14 protein-coding genes and 2 pseudogenes are annotated in these 17,468 nt (G+C 58.6%); 11 read left to right on the forward strand and 5 right to left on the reverse strand.

Annotation, left to right across the window (positions count from 1 at the left end; genetic code table 11):
- Positions 1-3: 3 nt before the first annotated feature.
- Genes NV64_RS08700 through NV64_RS08720 form a run of 5 tightly spaced genes read left to right on the forward strand, consistent with a single transcriptional unit; the run spans position 4 to position 6,991 of the window.
- Positions 4-369 carry a PAAR-like domain-containing protein gene (locus tag NV64_RS08700; RefSeq protein WP_056242428.1) on the forward strand — a complete coding sequence of 122 codons (366 nt, stop codon included), beginning with the start codon at positions 4-6 and terminating at the stop codon, positions 367-369.
- Positions 370-403: 34 nt separating this feature from the next.
- Positions 404-1,765 carry a type VI secretion system baseplate subunit TssK gene (gene tssK / locus NV64_RS08705; RefSeq protein ID WP_101505749.1) on the forward strand — a complete coding sequence of 454 codons (1,362 nt, stop codon included), beginning with the start codon at positions 404-406 and terminating at the stop codon, positions 1,763-1,765.
- Entirely contained in the window at positions 1,762-3,111 is a 1,350-nt protein-coding gene (locus NV64_RS08710) for a DotU/TssL family secretion system protein (protein ID WP_101505750.1), read from the forward strand. Before tssK ends, NV64_RS08710 begins: the two co-directional genes overlap by 4 nt.
- Positions 3,112-3,120: 9 nt before the next feature.
- Complete coding sequence (gene tssM, locus NV64_RS08715; protein WP_101505751.1) at positions 3,121-6,582, forward strand: type VI secretion system membrane subunit TssM; 3,462 nt, start codon at positions 3,121-3,123, stop codon at positions 6,580-6,582.
- Between the two features lie 55 nt (positions 6,583-6,637).
- Entirely contained in the window at positions 6,638-6,991 is a 354-nt protein-coding gene (locus NV64_RS08720) for a DUF6277 family protein (protein WP_101505752.1), read from the forward strand.
- Positions 6,992-7,112: 121 nt separating this feature from the next.
- On the opposite strand, the gene yciA is transcribed toward NV64_RS08720, so the two are convergent.
- From yciA to NV64_RS08735, 3 genes are all read right to left on the reverse strand, one after another.
- A complete protein-coding gene (gene yciA / locus NV64_RS08725; RefSeq protein ID WP_056242441.1) occupies positions 7,113-7,532 on the reverse strand; it encodes an acyl-CoA thioester hydrolase YciA in 420 nt (139 codons plus the stop codon).
- Positions 7,533-7,645: 113 nt separating this feature from the next.
- A complete protein-coding gene (locus NV64_RS08730; RefSeq protein ID WP_101505753.1) occupies positions 7,646-8,185 on the reverse strand; it encodes a septation protein A in 540 nt (179 codons plus the stop codon).
- A gap of 76 nt (positions 8,186-8,261) precedes the next feature.
- Positions 8,262-8,999, reverse strand: coding sequence for a YciC family protein (locus NV64_RS08735; RefSeq protein ID WP_101505754.1), 738 nt, complete (start codon positions 8,997-8,999; stop codon positions 8,262-8,264).
- Between the two features lie 318 nt (positions 9,000-9,317).
- Between NV64_RS08735 and ompW the strand changes: the two genes are divergently transcribed.
- Entirely contained in the window at positions 9,318-9,950 is a 633-nt protein-coding gene (gene ompW / locus NV64_RS08740; protein ID WP_056242450.1) for an outer membrane protein OmpW, read from the forward strand.
- Between the two features lie 130 nt (positions 9,951-10,080).
- Here ompW and NV64_RS08745 read toward each other — a convergent pair whose 3' ends face one another.
- On the reverse strand, positions 10,081-10,395 hold the full coding sequence (locus NV64_RS08745; protein ID WP_056242453.1) for a BON domain-containing protein: 315 nt from the start codon (positions 10,393-10,395) through the stop codon (positions 10,081-10,083).
- Positions 10,396-10,816: 421 nt separating this feature from the next.
- Here NV64_RS08745 and NV64_RS08750 point away from each other — a divergent pair, with 421 nt between their 5' ends.
- The 3 genes from NV64_RS08750 (at position 10,817) to nagB (ending at position 14,395) form a co-directional block, all read left to right on the forward strand.
- Positions 10,817-12,316, forward strand: coding sequence for a PTS transporter subunit EIIC (locus NV64_RS08750; protein ID WP_101505755.1), 1,500 nt, complete (start codon positions 10,817-10,819; stop codon positions 12,314-12,316).
- Positions 12,317-12,393: 77 nt separating this feature from the next.
- Positions 12,394-13,410, forward strand: a complete 1,017-nt coding sequence (malI, locus tag NV64_RS08755) for a Mal regulon transcriptional regulator MalI (RefSeq protein WP_101505756.1) — start codon at positions 12,394-12,396, stop codon at positions 13,408-13,410.
- 184 nt (positions 13,411-13,594) lie between these two features.
- Positions 13,595-14,395: a glucosamine-6-phosphate deaminase gene (gene nagB, locus NV64_RS08760; RefSeq protein WP_101505757.1), complete on the forward strand. Its 801-nt coding sequence runs from the start codon at positions 13,595-13,597 to the stop codon at positions 14,393-14,395.
- Between the two features lie 236 nt (positions 14,396-14,631).
- Here the strand turns inward: nagB and NV64_RS23985 are convergent.
- Positions 14,632-14,730: pseudogene (locus tag NV64_RS23985) on the reverse strand (N-acetyltransferase); the annotation flags it as partial.
- Positions 14,731-15,266: 536 nt separating this feature from the next.
- On the opposite strand from NV64_RS23985, the pseudogene NV64_RS08770 reads away from it, so the two are divergent.
- Positions 15,267-15,401, forward strand: a pseudogene (locus NV64_RS08770) (YiaA/YiaB family inner membrane protein); the annotation flags it as partial.
- Between the two features lie 358 nt (positions 15,402-15,759).
- Positions 15,760-17,468, forward strand: a 1,709-nt coding sequence (locus NV64_RS08780) for a type VI secretion system Vgr family protein (RefSeq protein ID WP_101505759.1), incomplete at its 3' end; no start/stop codon positions are given.

A 17,468-nucleotide genomic window follows, 5' to 3' on the forward strand; every position in this document is an offset into this window, starting at 1 on the left:
ACGATGACCGCAGCCAACAACAACGCCGGCGGGCTGAGCTTCGCCGGCTGTGACCCGATGATCCCGGCCCCCGGCCCCAATATCGCGCCAAACGCCACCGGCGTGCCGAACGTGGCGAACTACTTCCTGATGGGCAGCAACCAGCAGAATATGGCGACGATCCGCACGACCACCGTGGATAGCGGCGGCGTGGTGGGGACCGGCTCGGGCACCCACTCTGCGCAGATGCAGCCGATGCAGGGATCAGGAAAGTATTTCCTGCAGGGGATGCCGGTGACGCGCCTTGGCGATATGAGCATGACCAACAACAACAACACCGTTGCTGCTCAGATCGCACCCAGCCAGACCAAATACTTTATCAACGCCTGATGGACACCAGACAGACTGACGCAGGGAGCAGCTAATGGAACGATTTTCTACACAACGTATCGCCTGGGTTGAAGGCATGCTGATGGAACCCCAGCATTTTCAGCAGCAGGAACGTTTCTTTGAGCACCGCATCAACCAGCGGGTGGACGCGCTGGAGCCCTTCCACTGGGGGTTCAGCCAGATTGAGATCAATCACGCGCTGCTGGAGCAGGGGAAGTTCGCCTTAACCCGCGCGCGGGGTATTTTCCCGGACGGCACGCCGTTCAGCCTGCCGGACGATGCTCCCTTGCCGCTGCCGCTGGTGGTGGATGAAACCAGCAGGGGTAAAAGCATCTGCCTGGTGGTGATGATGGATCTGCCCGGCGTTCCGCTGATGGACCTTAAACGGCAAAGTGAAAAAAGCCGTTTTAACACCACGGACGCCGATATCGCCGACAGCAACCTCGGCGTCAGTAGCGAAGGCTCGCCGCGCACGATCACGCTGGAGCTGGGGCGGCTGAACTGCCGCCTGCTGTTGCAGGAGGAGGTCAGCAGCGCCGAGTCGTCACTGGCGATCGCGATGATTACGGACCGACAGCACGATGGCCGCGTGCAGATAGCCGAGGAGATACTGCCCCCGCTGCTGGATGTGCATGCCTCCCGCTGGCTGATGGCCGCCACCACGGAACTGCTCGGGTTAATTACCCAGCGGCTGGAAAATGTATCCCGCGCCGACGTGCCCGCGGCGGTCGGCGGGCTGTCGGAGCTGCTGGAACTGCTGCTGTTGCAACTGCTCAGCGAATATCAACTGCGCTTCAGCCATCTGCTGGACAGCCCGCAAACCCACCCGGAAAAACTATACCAGACGCTGCTCGGGCTGCTGGGCCGGCTGAGCATCATTCCCGACGGTGAGAAAGCCTGGAGCCGCAGCGATCTGCACTATCAGCACCCTGCGCCACACCGCTGCTTCTTTCCGTTAATGCAGGCGATCAGGCGCGCGTTGTCACTGGTGATCGAAGCGCCTGCCGTAGCCCTGAACTTCAGCGAACGTGGCGACAATATTCTGGTCTGTCAGAACGACGGCCAGCTGAGGCTGGAAAAAGTGGTGTTTGCCGTCAGCTCCGCCTTACCGGGTGATATCCTGCGCAGCTATTTCCCGGCGCAGGTGAAACTGGGGCCGGTGGAAAAAATCGTGCATCTGATTGACCTGCAGCTGCCGGGCGCGCGCATTGTGCCGATGTCGTCGCCGCCGAGGCATGTGCCCTGGTACCCGAACAGCGTCTATTTCGAAACCGACACCGCAGACCCGCTCTACCGGGAGATGATGGCGGGGGCCGCGATGGCGCTGAGTATTGTCGGCGACTTCCCGGAACTGCGTATTGACAGCTGGGGCCTGCGCCAGGGACGAATTGGATGAGTGACGTTGAGCGCAGGATGAAAGCCGTGATACCGGGTGACGGTGCGGAGACATTCGCCACGGTGATGGCTGACGGCGGCCCGGCGGCGTTGGCAGTACAGGGTGCGCCCACCCAGCCGGCGGGCCGCAGCGGAAACTGGTCTAATCCGATTATCCAGGCGGCGATGCCCGCGCTGCTGCTGATGGAGCGCAACCGTGGCCAGCAACAGGATGAGGGGGGAGGGACGCGGGCTCAGCTGATCCGCGAGGCCGATCACTTTCAACAGGTGCTGCTGAAACGCTATCCGGCGGATGATGTTCATCGTCTGGTCTACCTGCTCTATTCCTGTATTGATGAAACACTGGGGGATACCAGGAGCAGGGAGGCGCTGGGCATCACGCTCAGCGTGGAGTTTTATCAGAATGCCTGGGGCGGTGAAAAATGTTTTGAACACCTGCAGCAGTACTGCCGCGAACCTGAAAAGCACGCTGAAATTCTCGCCTTCTACGACCTGATCCTCTCCCTCGGGTTTACGGGTAAGTACCGGATTATGGATCGAGGTGCCGTGCTGCTGGCGGATCTGCGGCATCAGCTGGACAAGCAGCTGTACGGTCAGCGTCCGCTGCAAAGTCTGGCACAGGTTGCCGGGGTTACGGCTCCCGCTGCGGGCAGACGGCTGCGGCCGCGCCACCTGTTTTGCGGCGGCTTACTGCTGCTGCTGGCCGGCTGGGCGGCGGCCGCCTGGTCTCTGCACGATGCGTCCCGTGCGCTGCGCAGCGCGATCCTCACCTGGACACCGGTTGCACCCCGGCGCATCAACCTGATGGCCACGCTGCCCCAGCCCCTGCCACGCATTCTCAGCGAAGGCTGGCTGGAGGTGCGGGAAGATCCGCGCGGCTGGCTGCTGATTTTCACCTCGGACGGCGCGTTTGCCACCGGTAAATCCGTGCTCTCCGCCGATTTTCAGCGCAGGCGTAACATCGAACGACTGGGCGAAGCGCTGGCTCCCTGGCCCGGCGATCTGGAGGTTATCGGCCACACCGACAGCCAGCCTTTCAGAAACAATACCCAGGCCTCGAACCTGAAACTCTCTGCCGCCCGGGCGGCAACCGTGGCCAGCGTATTACGCGCGGTGATGCAACCTGATGACCGGGTGCCGAGGGCGATCGTCTCGCTGGGGAAAGGAGAGAGCGAGCCGATCGGGGATAATGCCACCCCGCAGGGGCGCAGCAGGAACCGTCGCGTCGATATTCTGTGGAAGATTGGCCATCGCGACAACGGGCAGAGTAGCGGGGATGACGCGGACAGCAGTGACGTCAGGCAGCTGTTGCGCGATATCCGTGAGAAGAGACGTCAGACACCATAAGGAAGTGCTATGTTACGGCGAACGTTTATCGTGCTGCTGGCGCTGCTGCTGAGCGCCATTATCTGGTGGGTCGGGCCGCTGGTTTCCGTCGGCAGCTGGCGGCCACTAAGCAGCGTGGTTGTCCGGCTGCTGTTGATTGCCGCCCTGATCCTGCGGGCAGTCTGGCCGTGGATCGCGCAGTTTACCGGCGGGCTTTTCCGCCAGGCGCAGGCCAGACGCTCTGCCCCGGAAAAGAGCCGCGCGCGCGATCGGGTCAGCCAGCGGTTTTATGATGCCATGAGCACCCTGAAAAGTGCCGGCCTGGCGCAACAGCGCAGCGGCTGGCAGCGGCTGCGCTATCGTGTTTTTCAGCGTTACCTCGACGACCGCCCGTGGTTTATGATCCTCGGGCCAGCCGGCAGTGGCAAAACCGCACTGCTGAGCGAGAGCGACCGGCGGTTTATTTTTGCCGGACACTACGGCATGACGTCGACCGTGGAGCCGGGGCCGACCCGGGATTGCAACTGGTGGCTGACGGAGCAGGCGGTGTGGATCGACACCGCCGGTGACTGGGTGCAGCTTAACGGGCTGAGTGACGAGACGGCAAAAGGGCTGCCGCAGCTGTTCAGGTTATTGCGCCGCTTTCGCAAACGCCCGGTGCTCGACGGCGTGTTTCTCTGCCTGAACGCGCACGACATCCTGCATGCCTCGCTGACCGAACGCAAATCGCTGGCGGATGCCTTACGCGCCCGGCTGCTGGACATTCCCCTGCTGACCCGCAGCGATCAGCCGGTGTACCTGCTGCTCACCCATCTCGATCGGCTGACCGGTGGCGAGACGCTGCTGAGGCTGCTCAGCGAGGATCTGCTGCAGAAAGGCCTCGGTTTCAGCGTGCCTTTTGGCAACAGCGGGTTACAGAACTGGCCTGTCGCTGAACAGGGCTACCGGCAGATGGTCAGCCGCGTCAGTCAGTTTACGCTGGAACGGCTGCATGACATTTCATCGGCGCAGCAGCGCCAGCAGCTGCTGTTTTTTATCGAGGCGCTCGGCGCGCTTGGCAGGCCGCTGTTCAGCCTGCTGGAACAGATCTTCCCTGCCTCCTCGCGGGGCTACATGGCCCGCCTGCAGCAGGTGTGGCTGGGCAGCACGCGCACGCTGGGCGAAGACAATGCCGCCGCCGGTGGCAGCGATCCTGACGCAGCGGGGCCTGCCGGAACCCTCTACAACGCCGCCTGGCAACAGGCCATCGCCCGCCGCTATCTGCCGCTGCGCAACCACGGCAACGTGCCGGCGAGCGTGCGGTGGCGCAGGATGGCAAACTATGCCGCCGTGCTGCTGCTGTTAGCCGCTGCCGGCGGTCTACTGGTCAGCCGTTACGCCTGGGAAAATGACTATCTCGCATGGGTGGCTGCCCGTTTTGATGAGAGTCGCCGGGTCGCCAGTGAAGTACCGGTGACCAACCGGGCCGGCGACGATCTGCTCGTGGCCTACGCTCAGCTCGACTATATGAACGTACAGCTACAGGCGCGGCCTACACCGACGGCCAATCCTTACTTCGAACACCGGTTAATTAACGAGGCCTCACGGCACAGCTATCAACGCCATCTGCGGACGTTTTTCTGGCCCGCGGTGGAAAATTATGTTGCCTGGTCGCTGGCGCAGGACGCTGCCGCAAAGGATGACGATGTGTACGGCACGCTGAAAGTCTACCTGATGCTGGCAGAGCCGCAGCACCGTGAGGCGGATGCGCTGGTCAGCTGGTTTATGGCCCGCTGGGATCGCTTTGCCCCGCAGCAGGGGGGCGGCATGGACAAACGCCTGTTCCGTTATCATCTGCGGCAGCTGTTTGCTTCCGCTGGCACACCGGCGATGAAAGCCGATGACGCGCTGGTGCGGCGGGCGCGGGGTAAAGCGGCCGATATCCCGCTGCAACAGCGCGTCGTGCGCCGCGTTGAACAGAGCCTGGCCGGTTCGGTTCTGCCGGATATTACGCTGGCCCTGGCGGCCGGATCGGACGTTACGCTGACCCTGCGCCGCAAAAGCCAGGCCACGGTCAGCGATGTGGCGGTCAGCAAATTTTACACCCGCGCCAGCTACCGCGACCTGTTCCTGCCGCAGGTACAGCCGATGGCGGAAAGCGTCATTAAAGAGCAGGCCTGGGTAATGGGCAGCAGCGGCAGCGCCGACAACGTCAGGACGCTATTGTCGGGGCAGAAGCTGGCGGATGAAGCGCGTAAGCTCTACCTGCTGGAGTATGCCAACGGCTGGAACGCCTTCCTCACGGATATCCGGGCCCGGCCGGTCAATGGCCTGGAGGATGCCGCCCAGCTGGCGCGACAGCTGGGGGATCCCTCCTCGTCACTGGCTAACCTGGTGCGCTTTGCCACCCGTGAAACCAGCCTGACCGGGAAAGATTCGGCCGGGGCAACCAGCTGGTTTGACCGCCAGCGCTACCGCTTCGAACAGCAAAAGCGCGAGGTGGTGGATGAACTGAGCGGTGAGCGTAGCCGCTTTCGCCTGACGCCGGAAGACGCGGTGGAGGACCGTTTTCTGACGCTGCGGCGTACCGGCCTGGCGCTGTCACAGGCGAACCGCGGCGGTGGCGATCCGCTGTCGCGCCTGTTTGACGAGCTGTTCAACCAGCTCTCCGCGCTGGCGACCTCTCTGCACAGCGGCCAGCGGCTGCCGCAGGGCGGGCTGGAGCGCGCCCGGCTGGATGCCGCCCGACAGCCGGAACCGATCCGCAGCGTGGTGATGGACCTGATCCAGCAGGGCAGCCGTGAAAGCCAGCGGCAGAACCGTCTGAGCATCGGAAAAGGGGCCTCGTCGCTGGCGTCGGGTTTGTGCAACAGCACCGTCAGCCGTCGTTATCCTTTTTCGCGAAACGCGCGTACTGAAGTGGGCATTGACGACTTTGCACGCCTGTTTGGCCCCGCTGGAGCAATGAAAACCTTCTTCGACAGCCAGCTGGTCGACCTGATTGATATCAATGCCGACCCCTGGAAGGCTCGCGACGGCGGGGCGATTAACGCGGCCACGGTGCGGGCATTTGAGAATGCGGCAAAAATCCGTGAAACCTTCTTCGCCGGCGGCGAGCGTCCCGCCTTTACCCTGTTTATCCGCCCGGTCAGCCTCTCGCCGGACATCGCCAGCGCCACGCTGGATATTGATGGCCAGCCAATTGAATACGCTATCGGTGAGTCTCAGCCGGTACGTATCGACTGGCCGGGGCCGAAAGGCGGCAGCTATATCCGGCTGAGCTTTAAAACCGCACAGGGAGATATTCATACCGCCCTGTTTGAAGGCCCCTGGGCGCTGTTTCACCTGTACGACGCCAGCGACGTCACCCCGGTTGACGGCAACCGGCGTCAGCTGCGGATGCGAATGGCGGGCGTCAGCGGCAGCCTGCTGCTGGAGCTGCGTTCAACGATGAAAGATTTTCCACTGTGGTCGCGGGCACTGGGCAACTTCAGCTGCCCGCAGGCCCTGTAACGGGCTGGCCGGGTGGTCAGCTCATACGTGAGTGTTATCAAGGAGAGAGAAAACGATGTTAGATCCCAAAGCAATTATTGCCACCATCGAAGCCGCCATGAGCCAGGTCCAGGGGGCGCACGCGTCACTTTCGCAACAGTTTATGTCCGGCGTCAGCGGCATGAATTTGTCAGGCAGCGACTCGGCCAGCGCGGTGATGGACAGCACCAGCCAGAGCTGCCGGCAGATGATGGAGCAGATGGAGAAAACCTTCGCCAGCCTGCAAAGTAATCTGGATGCGCATCAGGCGATGCAACGGCAGGAGGTGACGGCCGATTTTAACCAGCAGAAGAACGATCTGCGGGACACCCTTGCCCGCGGCTTCCCGGCGGAGGATCCGGCATTTCTGCAGGGTAAACCCAGGCTGTAGAGCGGGTAACCGATGCTGATACGGGCTGAACGTGATGCCTGAAAACGCCTGAAAGCACTTTTCAGGCGTTTTATTCACCGTGCCGTAAGGCGGTTCGTCCGCACGGAGAGGATATCAGGCTTCAGTTATCCTCGAGCTGCTGTTTGTCCTCGGGCAGCGGGCGCGGTTTGCCGTCCTTATCCACGGCAACATAGAAAAATACCGCTTCGGTCGTACAGTAACGCTGGCCGATCGGCTCCGATGACACCTTCTTGATCCACACTTCAATATTAATGGTCATTGAGCTGGTGCCGGTGCGGATGCAGCGGGCGTGGCAGCTGACCACGTCGCCGACCGCCACCGGTTTCAGAAAGGTCATACCGTCGGCACGCACGGTGACCACGCGCCCGCCGGCAATCTCTTTGGCAAGAATTGCGCCGCCCATATCCATCTGTGACATCAGCCAGCCGCCAAAAATATCGCCGTTGGCGTTGGTATCCGCCGGCATTGCCAGGGTGCGCAGCACCATCTCGCCCTGCGGTGTTCGAACTGCTTCGCTCATGGTTTGCTTCCGGTTAATTCCCTGAGACACGCTTCTGCCGCCGGGATGAAGGCAGAGTGCGCAGTTAAGGGTGGGAGTAAAAAAATCCCGCTCAGAATAGCGGGACTGGCAGCTTATTTTTCTTCTTGTTGTGGCATTAAGCGATAGATATAGATCCCGCTGAGCAGGGTAAACAGCAGGGTCAGCGCCGTCAGGCCGAACACCTTAAAGTTGATCCAGACGTCCTGTGACAGCCAGAAGGCGACGTAGATGTTCGCCAGGCCGCAGACGAAGAAGAACAGCGCCCAGGCGAGGTTCAGGCGACGCCAGGCGAAGGCGGGCAGCTGCAGCTCTTTACCCAGCATCTTCTGAATCAGCGGCTGCTGCATAAACAGCTGGCTGAACAGCAGGGCGAGGGTAAACAGGCCGTAGATGATGGTCACCTTCCACTTGATAAAGTCCGGGTTATGCAGCGCGATGGTCAGGGTGCCAAACACCGCCACCAGGGCAAAGGTCACCAGACTCATCTTTTCAATCTTACGGTACAGCAACCAGCCGGCGGCCAGCGCCAGCGCGGAGGCGGCGATCAGCGCGCCGGAGGCAATATAAATGTCATACATCTTGTAAAACACAAAGAAGATGACCAGCGGGATAAAGTCGAGTAACTGCTTCATAGGGCTTCCAGATTACGGACCAACATGCGTTATCATCATTCAGGAAAATGCCTCCTGTCGAGGCATTCCCGCACAATTAACGTAACAACATGGTCAGTCGTGACAGATAGATAATCAGCAGCGCGGAGACCACGTTGCTCAGGCCGTTCAGCACTACCGAGGCGACGTTGGCCGGCAGTATGGTCAGCGAAGACGCCAGCAGCATCAGGATCAGCTTGGCGACGATCCACAGCAGCACCGCCGGGGCGACCAGCCTGACATGGCCCCAGACCAGCCGCAGGCTGGCGCGCATGGCGGCAAACACGCCGATCTTCTCATTGACCATGATCATCGGCGACAGCGCCAGCAGCACCGCAAGGATAATCCCCGGCAGCACCAGCACCATAAAGCCGAGCTGGATAACCAACGTCATCAGGAAGGTCAGCAGCAGCAGGCGCGGCAGCATCGGCGCGGAGGCACCGATCGCCCGCAGGGCGCTGATGCGCTGGCCGCCGGAGACCAGCGGGATCAGGCTCAGCATACCGCCCAGCAGCAGGGCGTTGCCGATCAGCGCGGCAAAGGTGCCCGCCGCCGAGGCGCGCAGCAGAACCTGCTGCTGCTCCGGCGACATATTCTGCACCATCTCCATCAGCGTGGCGGCCGAGCCGGCGTCGCCCTGGCTGAGGATCGCCATCTGATCGGCTCCCGGCGTCAGCGCCTGGCCGATCATCACGCTGATCAGCGAGGTCAGCATCGCCATCAGCACGATGGTAACTAACTGGTGGCGGAAAAAGTTTCCGGTGTCACGGTATAGCGAGGCCGCCGTGATAGACATGTACTCTCCTTGAAAGAAAACCGATTTAGACCGGAGGATTGTACATGCTCCGGCAAGGTGCTGGCACCTGAATAGACATAACTTTTGATTAATGACGGTGTTAGCGCAGAAGAGGGGCCCACCGCGGTGCGCGGGCAGAATCCGGTCTTAATTAGCGGTGAAAAAAAATCTGTAAATTGATCCAAATCAACTCATTGTTTTATATCAACTTTGCCGCAAATGATCTGCATGACCTTTCCGAAAAAAGAGCGTAAACCTGTGTCGCAACAATTTCTTGTGGCCTTAACGGCTTTCCGTGGAACTTTTACAGGAGTGTTCATGAAACTCAGAGCAGCAGTGCTGGCGGTCATCGCCTCTTTACCGGTGGTGGCTTCCGCCCACCAGGCCGGCGACTTCTTTATCCGTGCCGGTTCCGCCACGGTACGCCCGACCGGCGGTTCTGACGACGTGCTCGGCCTCGGTGAGTTTAAGGTCAGCAACGACACCCAGCTGGGCCTGACCTTTACTTATATGGCCACCGACAACATCGGCATCGAGCTGCTCGGGGCCACGCCGTTCCGCCACAAGGTTGGCCTGCAGCCGACCGGCACGCTGGCCACCGTGCGCCAGCTGCCGCCAACGCTGATGGCGCAGTGGTACTTTATGGGCAACACCAGCCCGTGGCAGCCGTACGTTGGCGTTGGCGTCAACTACACCATGTTCTACGACACCGACTTTAACCAGACCGGCCGCGCAGCGGGCTTAAGCAACCTCAGCGTGAAAAATTCCTGGGGCGTGGCCGGGCAGGCGGGCCTCGACTACCAGCTGAACGACAGCTGGATGCTTAACGCCTCGCTGTGGTATATGGATATCAACACCAAAGTGCGCTTTGACGCCGGTGACCAGCGCCAGAGCATCGATACCCATATCAACCCGTTTGTGTTCTTCTTCGGGGCGGGCTACAAGTTCTGACCTAAAGTAAGGCATTAAAAAAGGCGCGATTGCTCGCGCCTTCTGTCGGATCATGCTGGTTAACTGGTGGCCGAATCACCGGTCAATCGCTCAGCGGATCGGTTGGTCATCCTGCCAGCATCAGTCACCTTTACTTGATCTGCATATTGTTAACGACCGACTTCACGCCCGCCACGCCCTGCGTGATCTGTACCGCACGCTTAGCCGACTGCGGCGAGCTGACAAAGCCGCTCAGCTGAACGCGGCCTTTAAAGGTCTCCACGTTGATCTCGGTCGACTTCAGTGAATCATCACGCAGCAGTTCACCCTTCACCTTGGTGGTCACTACCGTGTCATCAATATAACCGCCGGTTCCCTCATGTGTCGCAGTCGGCGCACAGCCGCTCACGCCCAGTGCCAGTACCGCCGCCACCGCCATTGCCGACAAGACTTTAAATAACTTCATTGCTGTTCTCCCTGTTATCGATAAAAAAGCCTGGACCACCTGCTTAGGGGTCGGTTTAAGTGTTGGATAAGGTGGAGGAAATCGCAAGGGTGCGGCGATGAAAAACAGGGGGGGAATGTGCGGTGGGGCGGGATTAGCTCGGTTGTGGCAGGGCACCAGGCATCGAGTATGGCATTCATCCGCATTGCATTGTTCTTAGTGGGGAAGGTTCTCCAATCCTTCGCCCAGAACAGCCCCACATCCAGCCCCACTTGCCGAACTTTCAGCCATATGATTTTTATCTGTTAACGGTGTGAGTTTTTTGTTGCGGGGCAAAACTGTTTATTTTAGTATCGGTAGAACGTTCTACTAGAACGTTCTACTCACAAAAAAAACAGCGTGTGATCGACACTCAACGGGGTTACAACTCAGGGGAATCAGCATGAGTCTGGCATCAGGTTTCATGAAGTCACTATCTAAACTGTCAATGATCGGGCGTGCGTTAATGCTGCCGATTTCATTGCTTCCCGCCGCCGGTCTGCTGCTGGCCTTTGGCGATAAATTCAACCTGCCGCTGATGATGCACGCTGGCGGGGTTATTTTTGATAACCTGCCGATGCTGTTCGCCATCGGCTCGGCGGTGGGGCTGGCGTCGGAATCCGGTATTGCCGCGCTGTCGGCGGCGGTGTCGGTGTTTGTCACCAACATCACCATCAGCACCGTGCTGGGCATCACCCCGGAGATGGCCTCGCAGGGCGGAAAATATGCCATGGTGGTCGGTATCCCGTCGCTGCAGATGGGGGTGTTCGGGGGCCTGCTGTGCGGTATTCTCGCCGCCTGGTGTTATAACAAGTTCCATACCATGCGCCTGCCGGAGTTTCTCGGCTTCTTCGCCGGTAAGCGGTTTGTCGCTATCGCCACCGCGATCCTGTCGTTTGGTATGGGCATGCTGCTGCCGTATATCTGGCAACATATTCAGGCCGGTATCGATTCACTGTCGGTGATCGTCAACGGCGATAATCAGGCCGCCTCGACCTTTATCTTTGGCCTGGTTGAGCGCGCGCTGATCCCGCTGGGCCTGCACCATATCTGGTACCCTTCATTCTGGTATTCGTTTGGCGACTACACCACCCAGGCCGGCCAGGTGATCCACGGTGACCAGACCATCTGGTTCAAAATGCTGGAAGAGGGCGTCAAGTCGTTCAGCACCGACTCCTATCAGAACGCCGGTAAATTCATGCAGGGCGAGTTCCCGCTGATGCTGTTTGCTTTACCCGCAGCCTGCCTGGCGATGTACCATGAAGCGCATACCAAAAACAAAAAAATCGCCGCGGGTATTCTGTTCTCCGCCGCTCTGACCTGCTTCCTGACCGGTATTACCGAGCCGGTGGAATTCACCTTTATCTTTGTTGCGCCGATCCTCTACGTCTTTAACGCCATCATGGCCGGCCTGGCCTATATGTGTATGTACCTGCTGCATGCGCATATTGCTAAATCCTTCTCTGCCGGATTTATTGACTATCTCTCGTTCGGTATTCTGCCGTCATTTAACGGTTACCAGACCAACTATCTCAGCGCGATTATTATCGGCGTGCCGATGGCGCTGATTTACTACTTCACCTTCCGCTTCGTGATTCGTCGCTTTAACGTCAAAACGCCGGGGCGTACCGACGTCACCACCACGGCCAACGATAAGTCAGATGAAGAGCTGGCCAGCGAGATTATCGGCCTGTTAGGCGGTGAAAAGAACATCACCTCTGTCGGATCCTGCATCACCCGCCTGCGTCTGGAAGTGGCGCAAGGCGAGGCGGTGGATAAAGAAGGGCTCAACGCGCTGGGCGCGCGCGGCGTGGTCTTCGTCGGCGATAACGGCATTCAGGTTATCTTCGGCGCCCGGGCCCAGTTCATTGCACAAACCATGTCGAAAAAGACTGGAAAATGATAGGCTAAGCGGCCCTCCACCCAGGGTGGGTGGCCGCTGAATCTGGCTGGAAATGGCATTGAGTGAAAGGAGTTGATTTGAAGAAGGTGAGCATTATCGACGTGGCTAAACAGGCCGGTGTATCTGTTTCCACCGTCTCTCTGGTGCTGCGCCAGAAGGGAAAAATCTCCGATGCCACCATCAGTAAAGTTCGTGCCGCCATCGACGCGCTCGGCTACGTGCATAACGTGGCGGCGGCCAACCTTCGTTCAAATACCTCTAATCTGATTGGGCTGATCCTGCGTGACTTCAGCGACAGTTTTTCCATTAAGGTGATGGCGAGCATCGTGCAGTATCTGGAGCAGGAGGGCTATATGGTGTTCCTTGGCCAGCCTGCCGATGAAGATGAGCATCTTGAACGCTGCCTGCTGTCGTTTCAGCAGCAGGGCGTCGCGGGGGTGATCTACCTTGCGTCTGACCCGACGACGAAGCATCTGCCGGAAAAAATTCGCCAGTGCCCGCTGCCGTTAGTGGTCGTTTCACAGTCGCTGATGGAGGAGAACTGCAATCTGGTGATGCGCGACAATCGTCAGGCGGCCAGCCTGGCGACCCGCTATCTGATTGAACGCGGCCACCGCAGCATTGCCTATATCGGCGGTGATGAAAATGACCGCATCCGCCAGCAGCGGCTGGCGGGTTTCTACGGCGCGCTGAAGCAGTACGGGCTGGTGATGCGCGATGAGTCGACGCCGGCGTGCAGCGGCGGCACCCACGCCGCCGGCAGTGCCGCCCGCCAGCTGCTTGAGAGTAATAACAACATCACCGCGCTGCTCTGCCATTCGCCGGACGCGATGATCGGCTGTATCAGCGGTATTCATCAGGCAGGCCGTACGGTGGGTAAGGACGTATTCCTTGCTCAGCAGGTCGCCCTGGTCGGGTTCGAGGATATGTTGCATGTTAATTTAACCTCGCCCTCGTTTACCTATGTTTCGTCGGCCAGCGAAGAGAACGGCCGTCAGGCCGGGTCGCTGATGATCCGCAAGCTAAAGGATCCGGAACTGCAATTCCAGCGGATTACCCTCTCAGGGGAGCTGGTTATTCGCGAGTCGGCTTAACGCGGATAATAATTCGCGGGATTGATATTATTTAAATGTGATGATTTTTTAGTATTTAAAGAGTGCCGTTAATTTTAATTTATGCGCCGTCTCCTGATTATCAGGCGGTTCGCGCACGTCATAATATTGTTTAAACAGTGCAGAGCTATGCTATCTGCATTCTACTTTACGCATAAGGTTACGTATGAGACTGATCCCCCTGGCTACAGCTGAACACGTCGGTAAATGGGCCGCGCGCCATATCGTCAAGCGCATCAACGCTTTCAATCCAACGGCGGAACGTCCGTTTGTGCTGGGCCTGCCTACCGGCGGTACGCCGCTGACTGCCTATAAATCGCTGGTGGAGATGAATAAAGCCGGCCTGGTCAGCTTTCAGCACGTCGTCACCTTTAATATGGATGAGTACGTGGGCCTGCCGCAGGCACATCCGGAGAGCTATCACAGCTTTATGCACCGCAACTTCTTCGACCACGTGGATATTCAGCCGGAAAATATCAACCTGCTGAACGGCAACGCGCCGGATATCGACGCCGAATGCCGCCGCTACGAAGAGAAGATCCGCAGCTACGGCAAAATTAACCTGTTTATGGGCGGCGTGGGTAACGACGGGCATATCGCCTTTAACGAACCGGCCTCGTCGCTGGCTTCCCGCACCCGGGTTAAAACCCTGACCTTTGATACCCGCGTGGCCAACTCGCGCTTCTTCGGCGACGACGTTAGCCTGGTGCCGAAATGTGCGCTGACCGTTGGCGTCGGCACGCTGCTGGATGCCGAAGAGATGATGATCCTGGTGCAGGGGCAAGCGAAAGCGCAGGCGCTGCAGGCGGCCGTCGAAGGCAACGTCAACCATATGTGGACTATTACCTGCCTGCAGCTGCACCCGAAAGCGCTGATCGTCTGCGATGAACCCTCGACCATGGAGCTGAAGGTGAAGACGTTGAAGTACTTCACGGAAATCGAGGCTGAGAACGTTAAGGGGCTGTAGTTGAGATAGCCGACCGGGTTACTGCTGCACTGATGCCTGCCTCGTTCGCCTTGCGGGAGCGGCGCCGGGTATAGCGTAGTAAACGCTGGTGCAGCGTGACAGGGCAGGCTAATTTTTTGAAGCTGTGTGCCTGTTGTCTGAAATATGAGAGCAGACGCATTATCGCATCGACCCGCCCGATTCTGTTGACGTGATTAAATATCACGTCAACAAGCGAAGCTATCGCCCCGTTAAAATCAGAGCCGTCGCAACAGCCTCGCCGGATTCCCGGCATAAATTCCCTTTACCTCAACCGGCCTGACCACCACGCTACCCGCCCCGATCAACGAGCCGCTGCTCTATCATCAACTCTGCCGCACGCCCAGCGATTAAGATTTATACGACAATAACGTTTCATGACTGTCATTGAACTAAACAGTTAACATGGCGTGATGTTACGGGCGAAAAAGTGGCGATTTATCCTTGTGCCGGTGCCTGGTGCATTGATTAGTTGTTCAAATAAAACCAGGCGCTGTTTGGCTTTTTTTTCAGCTACTTAATTTGTTAATTAAGAGTATTCCTATATAAATCATATCACATTTCATGAATTTGCCTGTTGATTACATTGAGCTGGCTACTCTATAGTCACGTCTGTACACACAGGGAAAGTGTGCGAAATGCTCGCTTTCCGCTTCATTTTTACAGGAGTAATTATGAATGATGCTTATCAGAATGAAATCGCAAAAGCGTGCGTCACTATTTACCCTGGCCTGCATACTGTTCATGCCAGTGAGAAAATGGAGCTGCCGCTTAAATTTTTAGCCACCGGCACCCGCGTTCACACGCCATTTATCTTCCTTAGAGCTCCACTCATCCAGCCCGTAACTCTACAAGCGAGAAGGGTTTCTACGGCGTTTCGTTCTTTATGGCGTTGTTTGGTGCCGTCGCCGTGCAAAAAAATACCCGTGACAGTATGCACAGTATCAGGCACGAGCCTGTCGTTGCTGATGTGCAGCAGGAGTCCTGATCTGAAATTCTGAAGGGCAGAGTTTTTCTGTCCGCAGCTTTTCTCAGCGCCTGCGAGCCGGGCGCTGACTAAAAACCCCAATCTGCCTGACCTGATGCGCTTTGGTAAGTGAACAGCGATGGGCGGTAGCGTGTCCGGAAATAATGAGAGGGAAAATGGAAACTTCAGCCGTCCGGTTACGTCGCCTCAACCCTGACCCAGTGCACAAAGGCGAAGGCCGGGAGATCAACTTTTATAACATAGTGGTCCTGAAGGCCTCAAACCCTGGCAGCGATCGCCTGACGCAGCAGGCCGATGACGTTCCTGCCTGCTACTGGCCTCCTGATGGAATAACCGATTACATAATGGAGTCAACGCCATGAGCCTGACAGATACCCTGAATAATGCGCTGTCTGCGGTCGCCGGAAAGACCCTGAACCGCTATCGTCTCGATTTACCGTTCTGTACGGCGGATATCGACGTGGAGAACTTCAGCGGCTCGGAGGCGATGAGTGTGCTGTACAGCTACACCGTCAACTTCACCAGTGCAGACAAAAATATTGATGCCCGTCAGGTACTGAGCAAACCCGTCACCCTGACCATGGGAGCGGGTAACCTCACAGCCCTGACTGAGCGCAAGGTGGTGCATGGGGTGGTCACTCACTTCGAGCGCACCGGCGGCTCGGCGGATGAGACAAAATACTGCATCGTGCTGCAGCCGTTTCTGGCGCTGCTCGGGAATCAGTTTCGCACCCACCGATTTTTCGTTAACAAGTCGGTGCCGGAAGTGGTCACCGAAGTGCTTCAGGAGCATGGACTGAAAGGCTGGGAGTATGTGTTCACCCTTAAGGCGGACTATCCCAGGCGCGAACAGATTAACCAGTACCAGGAAAGTGATCTGGCGTTCATTGAACGCCTGCTGTCCGAAGTGGGGATATTTTACTTCTTCACCCTGCAGCCGGATACGCAGACTGAAGTGGTGCACTTTGCCGACAGGCAGAGCGCCTGGACGTTCGGGAAAACACTGCCGTTGAACAGCCCGTCAGGGGCGAACGACAACGGGGCCGACTCGGTGTGGGGCGTGCATGTCAGGCATAACGTGGTGGAACGATCCGTCACCGCCAGTGACTATAACCACCGTGAAGCCCAGAATGTGCTGATGTCCGTCCCGGCGGACATGACCCGGGGCGATGGCGAGGGCATCACCTACGGTGAGGTCTACCACTACCGTCCACGCCACCTTGAACGTGGCGACAAACTCAACCCGGGAGCAGAGACCGGTAACTTCTGGGCCCGACTGGATCATGAACGCTTCCTGTCCAGCCAGACCATGGTGACCGGCTCCAGTACCGATCACACCCTGGGCCCGTCACAGGTCCTGACCATCACCGAAACAGCAATCCCGTCGACCCTGCCCCAGGAAACGGAGAATGGCGTCATTATCATCAGCGCCGGTTATTCCGCCAGCCGCCAGAATGCCCTGAAGGTGGAGTGGGCTGCAATGCCGTACTACGAAAACCGCTGCTGGCGTCCGGCGGCGAAGAAGCGCCCGGTCGTCAGCGGCACCCTGATGGCCCGCGTCACCAGCGCAAAAGCCAATGATATCTACGCCTGGCAGGATGCGGCGGGCCTGTACCGGGTGAAATTTGATGCCGACCAGGACGACAAGGCGCGGGGCCAGGAGAGCATGCCGGTGCGCCTGGCTAAGCCCTACGGCGGCGACGTTTACGGCATCCACTTCCCGCTGATTCAGGGCACGGAAGTGGCGATTGCCTTCCACGAAGGCGACCCCGATCGCCCGTACATCGCCCATGCGCTGCACGACTCCCGCCACGTGGACCACGTGACGGAAAAGAACGGCACCCGCAACGTGATCCGCACCGCCGGGCTGAACAAGCTGCGCATGGAAGACAGGCGCGGGGAAGAGCATATCAAGCTCAGCACCGAGTACGGGGGTAAGACCCAGCTTAATCTGGGGCATAATGTCAATGCAGACAGGGTGTTACGCGGCGAAGGTGCAGAACTGCGAACTAATGACTGGGTCAGCGTTCGTGGTGGTAGAGGCATTTTGCTGACCGCGGATGCTCA

It is taken from the genome of Erwinia sp. B116 (genome assembly GCF_002865965.1).
Lineage (GTDB): Bacteria > Pseudomonadota > Gammaproteobacteria > Enterobacterales > Enterobacteriaceae > Erwinia.